Origin of the sequence: Rhodococcus sp. SG20037 (assembly GCF_031763325.1) — a bacterium.
Classification (GTDB): domain Bacteria; phylum Actinomycetota; class Actinomycetes; order Mycobacteriales; family Mycobacteriaceae; genus Rhodococcus_F; species Rhodococcus_F qingshengii.
In genome coordinates, this window is the sequence record NZ_CP134497.1 from 3,470,336 (window position 1) to 3,487,452 (window position 17,117).

At 61.8% G+C, this 17,117-nt stretch carries 15 protein-coding genes; 6 read left to right on the forward strand and 9 right to left on the reverse strand.

What is annotated here, in order from left to right:
- Positions 1-44: 44 nt before the first annotated feature.
- Positions 45-2,207 carry an excinuclease ABC subunit UvrB gene (uvrB, locus tag RHP72_RS15985; RefSeq protein ID WP_007728743.1) on the reverse strand — a complete coding sequence of 721 codons (2,163 nt, stop codon included), beginning with the start codon at positions 2,205-2,207 and terminating at the stop codon, positions 45-47.
- 86 nt (positions 2,208-2,293) lie between these two features.
- Here uvrB and RHP72_RS15990 point away from each other — a divergent pair, with 86 nt between their 5' ends.
- A complete protein-coding gene (locus RHP72_RS15990; protein WP_003944071.1) occupies positions 2,294-2,812 on the forward strand; it encodes a DUF402 domain-containing protein in 519 nt (172 codons plus the stop codon).
- Positions 2,813-2,816: 4 nt separating this feature from the next.
- On the opposite strand, the gene coaE is transcribed toward RHP72_RS15990, so the two are convergent.
- Positions 2,817-4,031 (reverse strand): dephospho-CoA kinase, encoded by a 1,215-nt coding sequence (coaE, locus tag RHP72_RS15995; RefSeq protein ID WP_047272286.1) that lies wholly within the window; start codon positions 4,029-4,031, stop codon positions 2,817-2,819.
- Between the two features lie 159 nt (positions 4,032-4,190).
- On the opposite strand from coaE, the gene RHP72_RS16000 reads away from it, so the two are divergent.
- Entirely contained in the window at positions 4,191-4,406 is a 216-nt protein-coding gene (locus tag RHP72_RS16000; protein WP_003944056.1) for a hypothetical protein, read from the forward strand.
- 179 nt (positions 4,407-4,585) lie between these two features.
- Here the strand turns inward: RHP72_RS16000 and rpsA are convergent, their stop codons facing one another.
- On the reverse strand, positions 4,586-6,073 hold the full coding sequence (gene rpsA / locus RHP72_RS16005; RefSeq protein ID WP_003944095.1) for a 30S ribosomal protein S1: 1,488 nt from the start codon (positions 6,071-6,073) through the stop codon (positions 4,586-4,588).
- A 337-nt stretch (positions 6,074-6,410) separates the two neighbouring features.
- On the opposite strand from rpsA, the gene RHP72_RS16010 reads away from it, so the two are divergent.
- Positions 6,411-7,256 (forward strand): class I SAM-dependent methyltransferase, encoded by an 846-nt coding sequence (locus RHP72_RS16010; protein ID WP_311093582.1) that lies wholly within the window; start codon positions 6,411-6,413, stop codon positions 7,254-7,256.
- Between the two features lie 3 nt (positions 7,257-7,259).
- On the opposite strand, the gene RHP72_RS16015 is transcribed toward RHP72_RS16010, so the two are convergent.
- The 4 genes from RHP72_RS16015 to RHP72_RS16030 all read right to left on the reverse strand — a co-directional run bounded on the left by RHP72_RS16015 (position 7,260) and on the right by RHP72_RS16030 (position 11,150).
- Positions 7,260-8,021 (reverse strand): amino acid ABC transporter ATP-binding protein, encoded by a 762-nt coding sequence (locus RHP72_RS16015; RefSeq protein WP_019748634.1) that lies wholly within the window; start codon positions 8,019-8,021, stop codon positions 7,260-7,262.
- Positions 8,018-8,974, reverse strand: a complete 957-nt coding sequence (locus RHP72_RS16020) for an amino acid ABC transporter permease (RefSeq protein ID WP_019748635.1) — start codon at positions 8,972-8,974, stop codon at positions 8,018-8,020. Before RHP72_RS16020 ends, RHP72_RS16015 begins: the two co-directional genes overlap by 4 nt.
- Positions 8,974-9,846: an ABC transporter substrate-binding protein gene (locus tag RHP72_RS16025; protein WP_024487476.1), complete on the reverse strand. Its 873-nt coding sequence runs from the start codon at positions 9,844-9,846 to the stop codon at positions 8,974-8,976. The genes RHP72_RS16020 and RHP72_RS16025 overlap by 1 nt, the downstream gene beginning before the upstream one ends.
- Before the next feature lie 206 nt (positions 9,847-10,052).
- On the reverse strand, positions 10,053-11,150 hold the full coding sequence (locus RHP72_RS16030) for an isocitrate/isopropylmalate dehydrogenase family protein (RefSeq protein WP_311093583.1): 1,098 nt from the start codon (positions 11,148-11,150) through the stop codon (positions 10,053-10,055).
- On the opposite strand from RHP72_RS16030, the gene RHP72_RS16035 reads away from it, so the two are divergent.
- A complete protein-coding gene (locus tag RHP72_RS16035; RefSeq protein WP_311093584.1) occupies positions 11,116-11,691 on the forward strand; it encodes a 2'-5' RNA ligase family protein in 576 nt (191 codons plus the stop codon). The genes RHP72_RS16030 and RHP72_RS16035 overlap by 35 nt on opposite strands.
- Here the strand turns inward: RHP72_RS16035 and RHP72_RS16040 are convergent.
- Positions 11,636-12,565 (reverse strand): DMT family transporter, encoded by a 930-nt coding sequence (locus RHP72_RS16040; protein WP_058227012.1) that lies wholly within the window; start codon positions 12,563-12,565, stop codon positions 11,636-11,638. The two genes, RHP72_RS16035 and RHP72_RS16040, sit on opposite strands and share 56 nt — an antisense overlap.
- A gap of 213 nt (positions 12,566-12,778) precedes the next feature.
- Between RHP72_RS16040 and RHP72_RS16045 the strand changes: the two genes are divergently transcribed.
- Together RHP72_RS16045 and trxA are read left to right on the forward strand one after the other, a co-directional pair.
- A complete protein-coding gene (locus tag RHP72_RS16045) occupies positions 12,779-13,774 on the forward strand; it encodes a helix-turn-helix domain-containing protein (RefSeq protein ID WP_311093585.1) in 996 nt (331 codons plus the stop codon).
- Between the two features lie 74 nt (positions 13,775-13,848).
- Positions 13,849-14,220: a thioredoxin gene (gene trxA / locus RHP72_RS16050; RefSeq protein WP_311093586.1), complete on the forward strand. Its 372-nt coding sequence runs from the start codon at positions 13,849-13,851 to the stop codon at positions 14,218-14,220.
- 58 nt (positions 14,221-14,278) lie between these two features.
- On the opposite strand, the gene polA is transcribed toward trxA, so the two are convergent.
- On the reverse strand, positions 14,279-17,026 hold the full coding sequence (gene polA, locus RHP72_RS16055) for a DNA polymerase I (RefSeq protein ID WP_030536747.1): 2,748 nt from the start codon (positions 17,024-17,026) through the stop codon (positions 14,279-14,281).
- Positions 17,027-17,117: the final 91 nt, after the last annotated feature.

Genomic DNA, 17,117 nt, shown 5'->3' on the forward strand with positions numbered 1-17,117 from the left:
CCTGAAACCGTAGCGGTCGAAAGCACGAACGCACGCGAGGCGACCTACTTGAGACCCGCGGCGTCCATTCCTCGAAGCTCCTTCTTCAAATCCGAGATTTCGTCTCGCAATCGCCCAGCCAACTCGAACTGAAGGTCACGTGCAGCGTTCATCATCTGATCGGTGAGTTCCTTGACCAGATCTGCCAATTCGGCCCGAGGCATCGATTTGGTGTCGCGCCCCTCGTACACACCCGCACTGACCGCACGACCGGCCTCACCCTGCGCACGCCGACCACGCGTCGCATTGCGACCCGAACCACCGACGTCCACGGACGCCGCAGTGTCCTCTGCCTCCTCGTACACCTGATCGAGAATGTCCGCGATCTTCTTGCGTAGAGGTTGTGGGTCGACGCCCATCTTCTCGTTGTAGGCGACCTGCTTCTCGCGTCGTCGCTCGGTTTCCTCGATGGCCTGCGCCATGGAAGCGGTGATCTTGTCCGCATACATGTGCACTTGACCGGATACATTTCGAGCCGCTCGGCCGATCGTCTGAATGAGGCTGGTGGAGCTACGTAGGAAACCTTCTTTGTCGGCATCGAGAATCGCGACCAGCGACACCTCGGGAAGGTCGAGTCCCTCACGCAGGAGGTTGATGCCGACCAGCACGTCGTACTCCCCCAGGCGGAGCTGACGGAGCAACTCGACTCGCCGGAGCGTATCGATATCCGAGTGCAGGTAGCGGACGCGAATACCGAGTTCGAGCAGGTAATCGGTCAGATCTTCCGACATCTTCTTGGTCAACGTCGTGACCAGCACACGCTCGTCACGTTCCGCTCGCTCGCGGATTTCGTGAACGAGATCGTCGATCTGTCCCTTGGTGGGTTTGACGATGACCTCGGGATCGATCAATCCGGTCGGGCGGATCACCTGCTCGACGAACTCACCGCCGGACTGACCCAACTCGTACTTACCTGGTGTCGCCGACAAGTAGACGGTCTGACCGATCCGCTGACTGAATTCTTCCCAAGTCAGAGGGCGGTTGTCTGTTGCCGACGGTAGCCGGAATCCGAACTCGACCAGGTTTCGCTTGCGCGACATATCGCCCTCGTACATGGCGCCGATCTGAGGAACCGTCACGTGCGACTCGTCGATGACCAGAAGGAAATCTTCCGGGAAGTAGTCGATCAAGGTTGCGGGGGCAGTTCCAGGGCCACGGCCGTCGATGTGGCGCGAGTAGTTCTCGATGCCGGAGCAGAATCCGACCTGTTTGATCATCTCGAGGTCGTACTGCGTACGCATGCGCAGACGCTGAGCCTCGAGGAGCTTGCCCTTGCCTTCGAGCTCGGCGAGTCGCTCTTCGAGTTCCGCCTCGATGTCCTTGGCGGCGCGCTCCATGCGTTCAGGGCCGGCGACGTAGTGCGTCGCCGGGAAGATACGAACCGTGTCGACCTGGCGAACGATGTCACCAGTCAGTGGATGGAGGTAGTACAGTGCCTCGATCTCGTCACCGAAGAATTCGATGCGGACCGCCAGCTCTTCGTACGACGGAATGATCTCGACCGTGTCGCCGCGCACGCGGAACGAACCTCGCGTGAACGCCATGTCGTTGCGGTTGTACTGAACGTCGACGAGCAGACGCAGGAACGCATCCCGCGGCACCTCCACACCGACGTCCAGCTGAATCGAGCGATCGAGGTACGACTGCGGTGTACCGAGGCCGTAGATGCACGACACCGATGCCACCACGACCACGTCCCGTCGTGACAGAAGGCTGGACGTCGCCGAGTGGCGCAGCCGCTCGACATCGTCGTTGACGGACGAATCCTTCTCGATGTAGGTGTCCGTCTGGGCGATGTACGCCTCGGGTTGGTAGTAGTCGTAGTACGAGACGAAGTACTCGACCGCGTTGTTGGGTAGCATTTCCCGAAGCTCGTTCGCGAGCTGAGCCGCCAAAGTCTTGTTCGGAGCCATCACCAGAGCCGGGCGCTGCAGCTTCTCGATCAACCACGCAGTCGTGGCCGACTTGCCGGTACCGGTCGCACCGAGGAGGACTACGTCCTTCTCCCCCTCGTTGATCCGTTTCTCCAGCTCGGCGATAGCTGCCGGCTGATCGCCTGCCGGTTCGTACGGGCTGACGACCTCGAAGCGCGCGTCTGAGCGCTCGATGTCACCAACCGGCCGAAACTCGGAATGCGCAACCACGGGATGTTCGGAAGCAAACGCCATGAAACCAGGGTAAGCGCACCTACCGACACAATGCCCGCTCGTCCGCGTTCAGCCGAAAATGCAGTTCGGCGGTAGGTTCTTCGACCATGAGCGAGGAACGTCCCCACATTCACCGGCCGAAGGTCGAAACCTTCGACATCGCAGCTCGCACCAACGTCGATCCCAAGGGCTTCGTTCGCCCGGTCGAGCACTACCGCGAAGAACCGTGGGGGCTGTACATGGCGCGCCACGCCGACCATCCCCGGTTTCACTACCTGGAGTCCTGGATCATTCCCGAACTCGGAATTCGGGCGTCGATCCTGCACTTCACCCCGGAACACATCCGAGACTGGGATTTCTATGTCGACATCGGCGACTTCATCCGCGGCGACCAGGTCTGGACGTCCGAGGACCACTACCTCGACCTGATCGTGCAGACCGGACGCAGCGTCGAATTGCTCGACGTCGACGAATTGCTCGAGGCGAACACCGCCGGGATTCTCGACCCGAAGACGTCAGAGCGTGCGATGCTGAACGCGGCCCGCGCTATCGAGGGCATCGCCGCCCACGGTCACGATCTCGACGCCTGGCTCACCTCGGTGGGCATGCCGGTCACGTGGCGCTGAGTGGTTAGAGGGACCAGCCTGATTTCTCGGCCCACTCCCATGCCCGGTGGAAAGCGGCGTCGAACCACGGCGTCTTGACTCCCAGGTAGGCATCGATCGCAGCGGCGTAGTCGTCGATGCCGGCGGCACTCTCGGCTGCCTTGACCTTGAGTTCGGCATATTCGGCACGCGCCGCTGCGTCGGCGCGAAGCCAGTCACGGAAGAGGATCGCGAACTGCTGACCCGGCCAACCATCCACCCGAATGTGGATGTTCGCGCGGCGCCCTGGATCGGCGCTTCCGTGAATTCGCTTCGCCCACACCGCCGGATCGGTCTCGCCACCGAGGTACGACGGTTTCGGGTCGTCGGCGACGATGTGCTCGATCCGGGGGAACCCGGCAGCGGCCAGATCTTCCGCGAGATCGTCGGCAACGCCGAGGTGCTCGACAGTGATCTGAATGTCGATCACGTCCTTGGCATCGAGACCAGGCACTGCGGTCGATCCGATGTGATCGATACGGCGCGCACGGTCACCGGACGCCAACGACAACCGGCCGATGATTCGTTCGGCCTGCGCCGGCCACGACGGGTCGGCTGGAGTCAGCTCGGGCAGTGCGCGCACTACCGTGCCCTCGCGGAGGTTCTTCTCGAAGGGAACAAGTCGATTCGCCCACAAGTCGCGGACCACGTCGTCGAGTGAACCCGGCTCTCCGCTGTTGTCGAGCCACACGTCGGCAACAGCACGACGCTGATCGTCATTTGCCTGCGCTGCGATGCGCGCACGAGCGTCGGATTCAGGCATGCCGCGCGAGCCCACCAAGCGCCGAACTCGTTCCTCCTCGTCGACGTAAACGATGACGACCAGATTGAATGCCGGCGCCATCGAACCCTCGACCAACAGCGGAATATCTTGAACGAGCACTGCATCCGACGGCGCAGACGAAATCTGCTCCATCGTCCGCGCACCGATCAGTGGGTGGAGGATGCCGTTGAGAGTTCCGCGTGACGTGTCGTCGGCAAACGCCAACGACGCTAGCGCGGGTCGGTTGAGGCTGCCGTCCTCGGACAGAATCCCGTCGCCGAATGCATCGACCAGAGCGGCAAGTCCCGGAGTACCGGGCTCGACCACTTCTCGGGCGATCAGGTCGGCGTCGACGATGACGGCTCCCAGTTCGCTGAGGATTTTCGACACTGTCGACTTACCGGCTCCGATGCCTCCAGTGAGGCCAACTCTCAACACACTCGACAGTCTCTCATCTCCGCGCCCGAGAGATTCAGACACGCCTACTGATCGAACACGCCGGGGCGTTCGAGGCTCAAATACCACAATTTCGGTGACCGTGCGGTTATGTTCTAGCGAACGCACCTGTACCTGCACCTTCTCGAGAAAGTGGACGCCATGCGAGCAGATCGCGACCATCACGGTCAGCACCGCCTCGGAATGCCGAACGGCGTGCACTGCATAGAGTTTCCCGAAGTTGCTTTTGCCCTGGCAGAGCACCGTCGTACGTGGTTCACGATGCTCGTGAGCCAAGGCCGACACAGCTTCGCGTCGATGCGTAAGCGCACAGCCGAAGCGACCGCCACCTACTGGGTGCCTGCTCCCGCAAACTGAGTTCTCTTCACGAAGTACAAAATGACCGGCAACCCTTCGGTGCCGGTCATTTTTGTGTTCACTCACTGAATTGATTCTTCGCTCGCAAGTGACACCTGGCAGAGAAAAGAACCCCGCCCCTGCACGTGCAGGGGCGGGGTTCTTCACAGATCTCGCCTGATCAGATCAAGCGGTAATCCTTATGCGTTGCCCGACAGCTTCTCGCGAAGTGCGGCGAGTTGTGCATCGCTGGCAAGCGATCCGCCAGCGGACTCGGCCGGAGCGGAGCCGGCAGCAGCCGGAGCCTCGGCGTCGTCTGCAGCAGCCGTCTCCGAGGAGTAGCCGGCAGCAGCGGTGGCAGCCTCAGCGGCCTCGTCTGCAGCGGTCTTCTCCATCTGAGCGGTGTGCATCTTGTGGCGACGCTCAGCCTCGGCGTAGCGGTTCTCCCACTCTTCACGCTGCTTGTCGAAGCCCTCGAGCCATTCGTTGGTCTCGGGATCGAAGCCCTCGGGGAAGATGTAGTTGCCCTGCTCGTCGTACGAGTCGGCCATGCCGTACTTGGACGGATCGAACTCGGCGTTGTAATCCTCGTTGGCCTGCTTCAGCGACAGCGAGATACGACGACGCTCGAGGTCGATGTCGATGACCTTGACGAGTGCATCGTCGCCGACGCCGACAACCTGGTCCGGAACCTCGACGTGGCGCTCAGCGAGCTCCGAGATGTGAACGAGGCCTTCGATTCCCTCTTCGACGCGCACGAATGCACCGAACGGAACCAGCTTCGTGACCTTGCCGGGCACGATCTGGCCGATGGCGTGCGTGCGGGCGAACTGACGCCACGGATCTTCCTGCGTTGCCTTGAGCGACAGGGAGACGCGCTCGCGGTCCAGGTCGACGTCGAGAACCTCGACGGTGACCTCGGTGCCGACCTCGACAACCTCGGACGGGTGATCGATGTGCTTCCAAGACAGCTCGGAAACGTGAACCAGACCGTCTACGCCGCCCAGGTCCACGAATGCACCGAAGTTGACGATGGAGGACACGACGCCCTTGCGGACCTGGCCCTTCTGGAGCTGGTGCAGGAATTCGCTGCGAACCTCGGACTGAGTCTGCTCGAGCCATGCGCGGCGCGACAGGACCACGTTGTTGCGGTTCTTGTCGAGCTCGATGATCTTGGCCTCGATCTCCTTGCCGACGTACGGCTGGAGGTCGCGGACGCGACGCATTTCGACGAGCGAAGCGGGGAGGAAGCCACGAAGACCGATGTCAAGGATGAGGCCGCCCTTGACGACCTCGATGACGGTGCCCTTGACGGCCTCGTCCTTCTCCTTGAGCTCCTCGATGGTGCCCCAGGCACGCTCGTACTGAGCGCGCTTCTTCGACAGGATCAGTCGACCTTCTTTGTCCTCCTTGGTGAGGACGAGAGCCTCGACCGCATCTCCCACGGAGACGACCTCATTGGGGTCGACGTCGTGCTTGATGGAGAGCTCACGAGAAGGGATGACGCCTTCGGTCTTGTAACCGATGTCGAGCAGAACCTCGTCGCGGTCGACCTTGACGATGGTTCCTTCGACGATGTCGCCATCGTTGAAGTACTTGATCGTGGCATCGATGGCGGCGAGGAAGTCCTCGGCGGAGCCAATGTCGTTAATGGCAACCTGCGGCGAGGTGACGGTTGTGGAGGGCATATGTTGAATTGCTCCGGACGAGTTGTGGTCGGTTGATGGATTTTGTCGGACGAGATGCGCAACTGTGGCGTACAAATGTTGGAAGTACTTTGTGAAGTACTAGATCGAAGTACCCAGCTGCATCAATAACGAACAACCGAATACCGGATCACATTCCACACCGCGGAAGCGCACCGCGAGCTCCCTCGGTCCGACCGATTCCGAGACCTTGGTAAAGATCTCGTATAGACAATCGGTCGGATGACAGACACTCGCGTGAGTAAGACTACGCGTCGGCTATCTTGCCGGGCAAACCCGGGTACCCTGCGCCCGCATCACCCGTTCTACTGTGTTGTTCATGTCTGACGAGCGCCATGCCGCTGCCAATTCCATTCTCGGTACCAGCGGCGTCGGCCGAGTCCGTGTCGATTCGAGTGCCAGCGACTGCGCCAGCCGTGCGTGGTGGGACGCCGACGCCGACGATTACCACCGAACCCACGGCGAGTTTCTGGGCGTGAACAGCGCGGAAGGTGAATTCGTCTGGTGCCCCGAAGGGCTGCACGAGGGCGATCACCACTTGCTCGGCGACATAGTCGACAAAGACATATTGGAAGTGGGTTGCGGCTCGGCACCGTGTGCCCGATGGCTCGCCGGACATGGTGCTCGGGCCGTCGGTCTCGACATCTCGATGGGGATGCTCGCCCGCGGGCAGGACGCGATGAATGCCGGCGGACCGGCAGTCCCGTTGATTCAGGCAAGTGCGGAACTCCTGCCGTTTGCCGACGGGAGTTTCGACATCGTCTGTTCCGCGTTCGGCGCCGTCCCGTTCGTTGCCGATTCGCAGCGAGTGATGAACGAAGTCGCCCGGGTTCTGCGTCCCGGCGGATCGTGGGTCTTTGCCGTCAACCATCCGATTCGATGGATCTTCCCCGACGATCCCGGGCCGAAGGGCTTGACCGCGACCCTCCCCTACTTCGACCGCACCCCGTATGTCGAGGTCGATGACAACGGAGTCCCCACCTACGTCGAGCATCACCGCACCATCGGCGACCGGGTTCGTGAGATCGTCGCCGCCGGACTTCAGGTGCGCGACATCATCGAGCCCGAATGGCCGGAGTGGTTGGACCGCGAATGGGGACAGTGGAGTCCCCTGCGCGGCCAACTCTTTCCGGGCACTGCAATTTTCAGCGCCGTCAAACCCTGACGGCTACAGCAGCTTCGACAGGAAAGCCTTGGTCCGGTCGTGCTGAGGATTGGCCAGGAGTTCCCGCGGCTCGCCTGCCTCGACCACAACTCCCCCGTCCATGAACACCAACTGGTCGGCGACCTCGCGGGCGAATCCCATCTCGTGGGTGACGACCACCATCGTCATGCCTTCTTTGGCCAACTGCTTCATCACGGTGAGAACTTCACCGACCAGTTCGGGGTCGAGCGCGGACGTCGGCTCGTCGAACAGCATGAGCTTCGGGTCCATCGCGAGGGCGCGGGCGATGGCAACTCTTTGCTGCTGACCACCCGACAACTGGGCCGGGTAGGCGTTGGCTTTGGCGCTCAACCCGACCTGATCGAGGAGGTCCTTCGCTCGTTCGACAGCCTTCTTCTTACTGACGCGCTTCACCTGCGTCGGCGCTTCGATGATGTTCTCGAGAGCGGTGCGGTGCGGGAACAGATTGAAGTGCTGAAACACCATCCCGATGTCGCGGCGTTGTTTGGCCGCTGCTCGCGGGTGAAGTTCGTACAGTTTTCCGTTCTTCTCCGAGTAGCCCACCAGGTCGCCGTCGACGTACAGTCGGCCGGCGTTGACCTGCTCGAGGTGATTGATGCAGCGCAAGAACGTCGACTTGCCCGACCCTGACGGCCCGACGAGACACAGGACCTGACCGGGGTCGATTTCGAGCGAAATCCCTTTCAGGACCTCCAATGCGCCGAAGTTCTTACAAACTCGGTCTGCTTTCACCATGGGGGTCATTTGCGTTCTCCTCCGGGGGTATCCGGAAGCGTTTCCACTACCGTAGCTTTTCCTTGCGCGTCGGCCAGTGCCTGAAGTTGGCGTGTGGTCAGTGCTCGGGTTGCGCCCTTCGAATAGTGACGCTCGACGTAGTACTGCCCGATCATGAGCAGACTCGTGATTGCGAGGTACCACGTCGCCGCCACCATCAACAGGGGAATCGGCTCGAAGTTGGCGCCCGAGATATCGCGCGCTCGACCGTACAACTCGAAGCTGTAAGGGACCGCCGTCACGAGCGAGGTGGTCTTGAGCATGCTGATGACCTCGTTACCGGTCGGCGGAATGATGACGCGCATCGCCTGCGGTAGAACGGTTCGTCGCATCGTCTGACTCCACGTCATACCCAATGCAACAGATGCTTCGGTCTGGCCCTCGTTGACCGAACTCACGCCGGCGCGGACGATCTCGGCCATGTAGGCGGCCTCGTTCAATGCCAAACCGATCACGGCAAACAGAAACGCTGCCTGCAAGTCCTGGAGATTGATGTGCGCAAACTGATGTACGAAGGGAATACCGAGATCGATGCTCTTGTAAATCGACGGGAACAGGCCCCAGAAGACCAACTGCACGTAGACAGGTGTTCCTCGAAAGATCCACAGATAGCCCCAAGCCGCGGCGCGAAGCACCGGGTTGGGAGAGAGTCGCATGACTGCCAGAATCACACCGAGGACGATCGCGATCACCATTGCCAGCACCGTCAGCTGGATCGTTGTCCACGCACCAGCGGAGATGCGTTTGTCGAACAGATACTGACCGTAAGTCCCCCATGCAAAGGCTTCGTTGGTCGCCGCGCCGTAAACGAACAGTCCGAAGAGGACCACGACGACGACCGCGGCAATCCAACGACCAGGTCTGCGTAGTGGAATCGCCTTGATCGGCACCGGATCGCCGGTCTCAGTTGTTGTCATGTTCATCAGCTTTCCGCGCCGTTGATCTTGGATACTTCGATGACGCCGGCCTCGACACTCCAGGTCTGCGCGATCTGTTGATAGACACCGTTGTCGATCAGGTACTGCATTGCCTGCTGCAGGGCGGGACCGAGGGCGGAGCCCTTCACGATCGGCCAGCCGTAAGGCGCCGAATCGAAGGGTTCTCCCGCAGCTTCCATCCGGCCCTTGCTCCGTTTGATCGCATAGCCGGTCACTGGTGAATCAGCGGACAGCGCGTCGACTCGACCGAGAATGAGCGCGTTGGCCGCGTCGTCCTGGCTGTCGTACTTGATCTTGTCGATCGGGGGTTTGCCCTCGGCCACGCAGGCCTCGCTCTTGGCCGGCACCTCGTCGATGTCCTCGGTGGTCGTGGTCTGCACCGCCACCCGAAGCCCGCACGCATTGTTCGGATCGACTGGCTTGTCCGGCCGCTGGGCCCACTGGATACCCGCGCTGTAGTACGTGACAAAGTCGACCGTCTTCTCGCGCTCCTTGGAGTCGGTGAACGAAGACATGCCGAGGTCGTAGCTTCCCGACTGAATAGCGGGGATGATCTTGTCAAAGTCGGCTTGGTTGAAGACAGCTTCGACCCCGAGCACGGCGGCAACGGCATTCATCAGGTCGACGTCGAAACCGACGATGTTGCCGTCCGCGTCCTTGAATTCGTTTGGCGCGTAAGGAATGTTGACCCCGACCTGCAGTTTGCCCGAATCCGTGACCTTGGACGGCAGAAGTGCGGCGATCTCGGGCACCTTCTGGACATCAAGTGGCGGCCCCTCCGGAACGAGGCCCTCGTTGTTGGTGACACATCCGCCGCACAATGCGACGATCAAGCCCACCAACAGGACTCGCACCACGTTGGCGCGGATACGCCCGCCACTGCTCGAGCCATAACTCACGCCACGTGGCCTTGGTGCCCGTGCGTTTTCATCGACCACGACTCTGCTCTCCACTCGTCGATCGCCGCACTTGCAACGTCCATCCGAAATTCAGTCGAACGGTAGGTTACGGCAGGAGTTCCACCGTCGCCGACTTCGCAAGATTCCGGCCTGTCGTACAAGAATCAGCGACGCAGAGTGTGTGCGTACACGACTTCGGAAAATTCGCTGGTCGATGCCAAACCGCCGAGGTCGGCGGTCGCGATGCCCGACGCGATGGTCGTGCGAACCGCGTCTGAAATGCGGCGTGCTGCCGCAGACAACAACCGATCGCCACGCGCATCACCGAGCCAGTCGAGCATCATTGCACTCGAGAGGAACAGTGCCGTCGGGTTCGCCCGATTCTTCCCGGCGATGTCGGGTGCTGCACCGTGCGCAGCCTGAGCCATGACCTGCGTCTCGGAAGCGTTGATCGACGGCGCGGTTCCGAGTGAACCGGACAGCTCGCCCGCCAGATCCGACAAGATGTCGCCGAACATGTTTTCGGTCACCACGACATCGAAGTCGCCGCCGCGTCGAACCAGGTGCGCCGCCATCGCGTCGACGTGCTCGTCGTCGACGACTACGTGTGGGTACTCCGCAGCGACGGTTCGGCAGGCGTCACGGAACAGGCCGGTGGTCAGTGTGAGGACGTTGGCTTTGTGGACGATCGTGACGTGATTGCGCCGTCGCGACGCCAACGCGAAGGCAGTGCGTGCGATCCGTTCACACGCAGCGCGGGTGAACACACCGACGGCCAGCGCGATGTCGGGCGTCGGCATGAACTCGCCGCTGCCGACTGCCATGTTCCGATCCGCGTACAACCCCTCGGTGTTCTCGCGGACGATCACCAGATCCATGTCGGGGACCATTGCCTTGACACCGGGGAACGCCGCTGCCGGTCGGATGTTCGCGAACAGCTCGAACTTCTTCCGGATGACGCCGCCGGGTGTGAGTTGTCCGCGAAACCTCTCCGGATAGGACGCACTGTCGTGGGGTCCGAGAATCCAACCCTGCAGCTGCCCCAACCCATCGATGGTCTCGTCGGGAATCGGCGTGCCGTGGCTGTCGATGGCCGTACTCCCGAGCGGAAGCTCGACCCACTCGACGGGCGGAGCATGAACCGCTGCCAACGCCGCATCCACGATCTGCCGTGTCGCCGGGACGATTTCGTGGCCGATTCCGTCGCCGTGCATGAGCCCCAGCCGCATGGCCGAAGTACCGATTGCGCTCGCACCTGTCATCAGGCAATCATTGCTCACCATGGTCCAGTCGGTGGAATTGCTCCTCGATCCAGTGAGTGAGTCGGCAGTGCGAGCACAATGGCAGCTACTCGCCGACGCCGGTTTACCGAGTCAGGCCTCTCATCACAGCCCGTCCAACCGTCCGCACATCACGCTGTTCGTCGCCCGTGAGATCCCCGCGGAGATCGACGAACTGTTGAAGCGGCGCTTCTCGGCCCCGGACTTCGAGGTCCGACTCGGTGGCTACGTCGTGTTCGGCGGCAAGCAGATGGTCTTGGCGCGCTCGGTCATTCCTTCGCGCGCACTCCTTCACCTGCACCGAGAAATAGCCGAGTCAACAGTTGGCTCGACGGCACTTCCCGCCCACGTCGAGCCCGGCGCGTGGACGCCTCATGTAACGCTCGCCCGACGCGTCGAACCTGCACGTCTGGGTGAAGCCATCGCCCTGCTGGGCACCGACGTGATTCACGGGCGCTGCGGCGCGATCAGGCGCTGGGACGGCGAACAGAAGACGGAATGGTTACTGACGCCGCCGCTGTGACAGAGCGGGTTGCACGTCGGGTCACCAGGATTCCCGCGATCACCGCGAGTGCACCAACCGGCTGATTCCAGCCAACGCTTTCGTTCAAGACTATTGCGCCGAGAGCGACGCCCACCACTGGACTGAGATAAGTGACGGTGGACGCCGCAGTCGGCCCCCACCCCTGAACGACATTGGTGTTCCAGATGAATGCGAGCCCGGTCCCCAGTGCGCCCAGAGCGATCATCGACAGGACAATTGCCGGCGTCAGGTGCATCGGTGTATTCGCGATGACCGGTGAGGCCAGAACCATCACGAAAGCTCCGATACTGATCTGTAATAGCGCGACTGTGCGGGTGTCGACGCCGAGAGGAAGCACGAAACGTCTGAGGTAGACAAACGAAATCCCGTACGACGCAGTCGCTCCCAGGCAAGCGACCTGAGAACTGACACTTCCGCCGACGCCGAGATTCCACGGCGCCAATACGATCAGCACCCCACCGAATCCGAGAAGCAACCCCAGCGATTTGTATCGCGTCAGCGTCTCCCCCGGCAGAAAGGCAAGGGAGACAGCCATAGTCATCAGTGGCGTGGTGGCGTTGTAGATGCTCGCGAGTCCCGAAGACATGTTTTGCTCCGCCCAACTGAACAGCAGCCACGGCACGATGCATTGTGTCGCTGCGAGAAAAGCCATGTGTTTCCAGACGCGAAAGTCCCTCGGTAGGCCGATCCGGCTGACCGCTGACACGAGAACCAGCGCGAGCGCACCGAAGACCAAGCGCCACAGAACTACTTGCGTGAAGGACAGACCTTCGAGCCCGATCTTCATGAAGAGGAAACTGGCTCCCCACACCACCGCAGCTGCGGTGTATTGAAAGGCCAGACTTGCCCTCAAAGGGTGAAGTCTCCGTGCGGACTGACGTCGTGACGAGTGTCGGGCGTTCGGCCGGCAAGAGCTAGTACGTTCAGGACCAGTAGGACCAAGACGCTGACGACGATGATTGCCATGTGTCCAGCCTGACGGAATGTCCCACGTGGCAGTAGTGGCAGAAAAGCCAGACTTGGACGATTTTCTGCCACTTTCCTGTTTTTCTGTCACACTCGAAAGATGCTCGCGAAAGTGGTGGTCCCACTGATGCCGATGACCGAGGCGTTCGAACTCGGCGTCGCATGTGAAGTCTTCGGCTTCGACCGATCCGACGAAGGCCTCCCCACGTACGACTTCTCTCTGATCGCCGCAGTTCCGGATCCGATCCGAACGCGGTTCGGGTACAACATCGATGTTCCGTACAACCTCGATTCTCTCGACGACGCCGATCTCATCGTCGTGTCCGCCGGCGGAACCTACGACGCCGGCGACGCGTACATGTGCTCACCGAGTCCCGACTCGAGTGTCGATCCCCTGTTGGTCAAACTCAACGAGGCCGTAGCCCGGGGCGCCAAGGTGGCGAGTCTGTGCACCGGAGCGTTTGTCCTCGGGGCGGCTGGACTACTGGACGGAAGGCGATGCACGACGCATTGGCGGCATGCAGAGAGGCTTGCCCAGACGTATCCGGAAGCCAAGGTCGATCCGGACGTGTTGTACGTGGACGAAGATCCGGTGTTCACCAGCGCAGGCACCGCGGCAGGAATTGACCTGTGCCTGCACATCGTCCGAAAAGAACAGGGTTCTCGCGTTGCCAATGGCATCGCGAGAAGGATGGTGGTGCCGCCCCATCGTGACGGTGGGCAAGCCCAGTACGTTGCCACTCCCCTCGCCTCGACGCCGAGTGCAACCCTTGCCCCGCTCCTCGACTGGATGACGGAGAACCTCGCCCTCGACCTCACTGTGGGCATGGTCGCGGCCCGCGCGAACATGTCCGCGCGCACGTTCGCGCGCCGTTTCCAAGCGGAAACGGGAACAACCCCCGCCCGCTGGCTCAGCGATCAGCGAGTACTGGCCGCCCAACATCTCCTCGAGAATTCCGACCTCTCCGTCGACGTCATCGCAGAACGCGTCGGATTCGGCGGCGGTGCCGTGCTTCGCCAGCACTTCATTCGTCTGCGTTGCACCACGCCGCAGGCCTACCGCCGGACGTTTCGGGCGACCGAGAACGCAAGCTGAAATCGGCTCAGGGAAGAATCAGCGGTTCCGGGGCGTTGCACACACCAACAGCCCGCACAATGGAAAGGACCCCTGTGGCCACCCAGACACTCACCCAGCAGAACTTCGACGAAACGATCAACGGCAGCGACGTCGTCGTCGTGGACTTCTGGGCCTCCTGGTGCGGCCCGTGCCGCCAGTTCGCACCGACGTTCGAAGCCTCTTCGGAGAAGCATGCCGACGTCGTTCACGCCAAGGTCGACACCGAGGCCGAGCAGGGAATCGCAGCGGCCGCCAACATCCGCTCCATCCCCACGATCATGGCCTTCCGCGAAGGCGTACTCGTGTTCAACCAGGCCGGCGCGCTTCCCGCCGCTCAGCTCGAGGAGCTCGTCACTCAGGTCAAGGCACTCGACATGGACGAGGTCCGCAAGCAGATCGCAGAGCAGACCGCATCTGCTGAATAGCGTGAAAAGGCTGGGCCGGAATCGAAGTCGATTCCGGCCCAGCCTTTTTCGTTGCTGCCTAGTGAGCCGCGCTGTCCCAGCTTCGACCGGTTCCCACCGAAACATCCAGAGGTACCGACAGCTCGATGGCTGTGGCCATCTTGTCCTTGACCAGCGCGGTGACCTCCTCCAACTCGGAGGCAACCACTTCGAGCACCAATTCGTCGTGCACCTGCAACAGCATGCGCGACTTCAATCCGGCGTCGGCGAGAGCCTTCTGCACGTTGATCATCGCCACCTTGATGATGTCGGCCGCAGTGCCCTGGATCGGCGCATTGAGGGCAGCACGTTCGGCAACCTCACGACGCTGACGGTTGTCGCTGTTGAGGTCCGGCAGGTAGCGACGACGACCGTAGAGCGTCGAGGTGTAGCCGTCCTTACGTGCCTGCTCGACCACCGCGTGGAGGTAATCCCGCACGCCGCCGAAACGAGCGAAGTACGCATCCATCTGCTGCTTCGCTTCTTCGGTCGAAATCTTCAGCTGCGACGCCAATCCGTAGGCACTGAGCCCGTAGGCCAGACCGTAGGACATCGCCTTGACCCGGCGCCGCAGTTCTGGAGTCACCTCTTCGATCGGTACACCGAATGCGCGCGAGCCGACAAAGCTGTGCAGGTCCTCACCGGTGTTGAATGCCTCGATCAGTCCCTCGTCGCCTGATACGTGCGCCATGATGCGCATTTCGATCTGGCTGTAGTCGGCAGTGAGTAGAACGTCGAACCCTTGCCCGACTACGAATCCGTCGCGAATCTCGCGCCCCGCGTCGTTTCGCACCGGGATGTTCTGCAAGTTCGGATCGGTCGACGACAGACGTCCGGTCGCGGCAACCGTCTGGTTGAACGTCGTGTGAATGCGTCCGTCTTCGGCTACGGCCTTGAGAAGACCGTCGACGGTCACCTTCATACGCGTCGCATCACGGTGCGCGAGAAGGTGTTCGAGGAACGGGTGTCCTGTCTTGTCGAACAGACCCTGCAACGCCTCGGCGTCGGTGGTGTAGCCCGTCTTCGTCTTCTTTGTCTTGGGCATGTCGAGTTCTTCGAACAAGACCACCTGCAGCTGCTTCGGCGAACCCAGGTTGATCTGCTTGTCGATCACCTCGTAGGCCGAGTTTGCTGCGTCGGCGACCTGGGAGGCGAAACGGCTCTGAAGATCGTGCAGATGCGCGCTGTCGACGGCGATGCCGGTGGCCTCGATCTGAGCGAGCTCGATCGTCAACGGCAGTTCCATGTCGGAGAGGAGCGACTTGGATTCGATCGACTCCAACTCGGTGTCCAGTGCAGCTGCCAAGTCGAGAACGGCCTGAGCGCTGAGCATCGCGGTCTCGGCCGCTTCGGCATCGAGCTGCTCGGTGTCGTCGAGCAGTGAAAGCTGTTCCTGGCCGGATGTTTCGGCGCGCAGTTCACGCTTGAGGTAGCGGAGCGAGAGGTCGTCGAGATTGAAGCTGCGCTGGCCCGGCCGGACGAGGTACGCGGCCAGAGCAGTGTCGCTGGTCAGTCCACCGAGCGTCCAACCACGCCCACGCAGAGCATGGATCGCCCACTTGGCTTCGTGCAGCGCCTTCGGCTGCGATGCGTCGGCGAGCCAATCACCGAGAGCTGCTTCGTCTTCCGGTGTTGCCGTCGACGCCGCGATGTATGCACATTCACCGTCGGAGGCCGCGATCGCGAGTGCAGTGACGTCGCCGGCGAACGGAGTTCTGGTTCCGAGCACCGTCACGCCGTGACGCTCACCGGTTCGTGCGTGGGCGTCGAGCCACGCGGCAACCGCACCCGGGGCGAGTGCGTCGCCGCTGACCTCGAACCCTTCCTCTGCTTCGGGCTCGGACGACGACAGGGTCGCGAACAGTCGATCGCGGAGAACCTTGAACTCGAGATCGTCGAACAACGCATGAATCTTCTCGCGGTCCCACGGGGCCAACACCAACTGCTCGGGCGTGTACGGCAAGGGAACGTCGCGAACCATTTCGGTGAGCTGACGATTGAGCAGGACGTTCGCGAGGTTCTCCCGCAGTGAGTCGCCCACCTTGCCGCGGACCTTGTCCACGTTGTCGACCAGTCCCTGCAGGTCGCCGTACTCACGGATCCACTTGGTGGCGGTCTTCTCGCCGACGCCGGGGATGCCGGGGAGGTTGTCACTCGGGTCGCCGCGCAGGGCAGCAAAATCGGGATACTGCGCCGGGCTGAGGCTGTACTTCTCCTCTACGGCCGTCGGCGTGAATCGGGTGAGCTCCGAGACACCCTTCTTCGGGTAGAGCACAGTGACGTTGTCGGTCACCAGTTGCAGCGAGTCACGGTCACCGGTCACGACGAGAACCCGGTATCCGAGTGCCTCCGCCTGCGTGGTCAAGGTGGCGATCACGTCGTCGGCTTCGAAACCTTCCTCGGCCATGACCGGGATGCCCAGCGCGCCGAGAACGTCCTTGGTGATGTCGATCTGGCCCTTGAATTCGTCCGGAGCCTTCGCGCGCTGCGCCTTGTATTCGGGGAACAGGTCGGCGCGAAACGTCTGACGCGACACGTCGAAGGCCGCGGCCAGGTGGGTGGGCTGCTCGTCACGAAGAAGGTTGATCAACATCGACGTGAAGCCGTACACCGCGTTGGTGGCCTGCCCACTGTGTGTCTTGAAGTTCTCTGCAGGCAGCGCATAGAAGGCGCGAAATGCCAACGAATGCCCGTCGAGAAGCATCAGAAGAGGGCGATCGTCCGCCTTGCCGGTGGTGCCGGCTGAAGCGGTGGACGTGCTGGACCGAGTTGTGGTTGCGGGGCTCACGGTTCATCAGTCTAGGGATCGCGACCGACATCGACGCCTTCGCCGTTGTTTACGCAGGAACAGACACAAGAATCGGACAATTGATGCAGCC

Bases quoted from the DNA above. Each gene is read 5' to 3' on its own strand.
- RHP72_RS16020 (WP_019748635.1), bottom strand. From the start codon at position 8,974: ATGAACATGACAACAACTGAGACCGGCGATCCGGTGCCGATCAAGGCG.
- RHP72_RS15990 (WP_003944071.1), top strand. From the start codon at position 2,294: ATGAGCGAGGAACGTCCCCACATTCACCGGCCGAAGGTCGAAACCTTC.
- RHP72_RS16030 (WP_311093583.1), bottom strand. From the start codon at position 11,150: ATGACAGGTGCGAGCGCAATCGGTACTTCGGCCATGCGGCTGGGGCTC.
- RHP72_RS16000 (WP_003944056.1), top strand. From the start codon at position 4,191: ATGCGAGCAGATCGCGACCATCACGGTCAGCACCGCCTCGGAATGCCG.
- uvrB (WP_007728743.1), bottom strand. From the start codon at position 2,207: ATGGCGTTTGCTTCCGAACATCCCGTGGTTGCGCATTCCGAGTTTCGG.
- RHP72_RS16035 (WP_311093584.1), top strand. From the start codon at position 11,116: ATGGCCGAAGTACCGATTGCGCTCGCACCTGTCATCAGGCAATCATTG.
- RHP72_RS16045 (WP_311093585.1), top strand. From the start codon at position 12,779: ATGCTCGCGAAAGTGGTGGTCCCACTGATGCCGATGACCGAGGCGTTC.
- rpsA (WP_003944095.1), bottom strand. From the start codon at position 6,073: ATGCCCTCCACAACCGTCACCTCGCCGCAGGTTGCCATTAACGACATT.
- RHP72_RS16010 (WP_311093582.1), top strand. From the start codon at position 6,411: ATGTCTGACGAGCGCCATGCCGCTGCCAATTCCATTCTCGGTACCAGC.
- RHP72_RS16015 (WP_019748634.1), bottom strand. From the start codon at position 8,021: ATGACCCCCATGGTGAAAGCAGACCGAGTTTGTAAGAACTTCGGCGCA.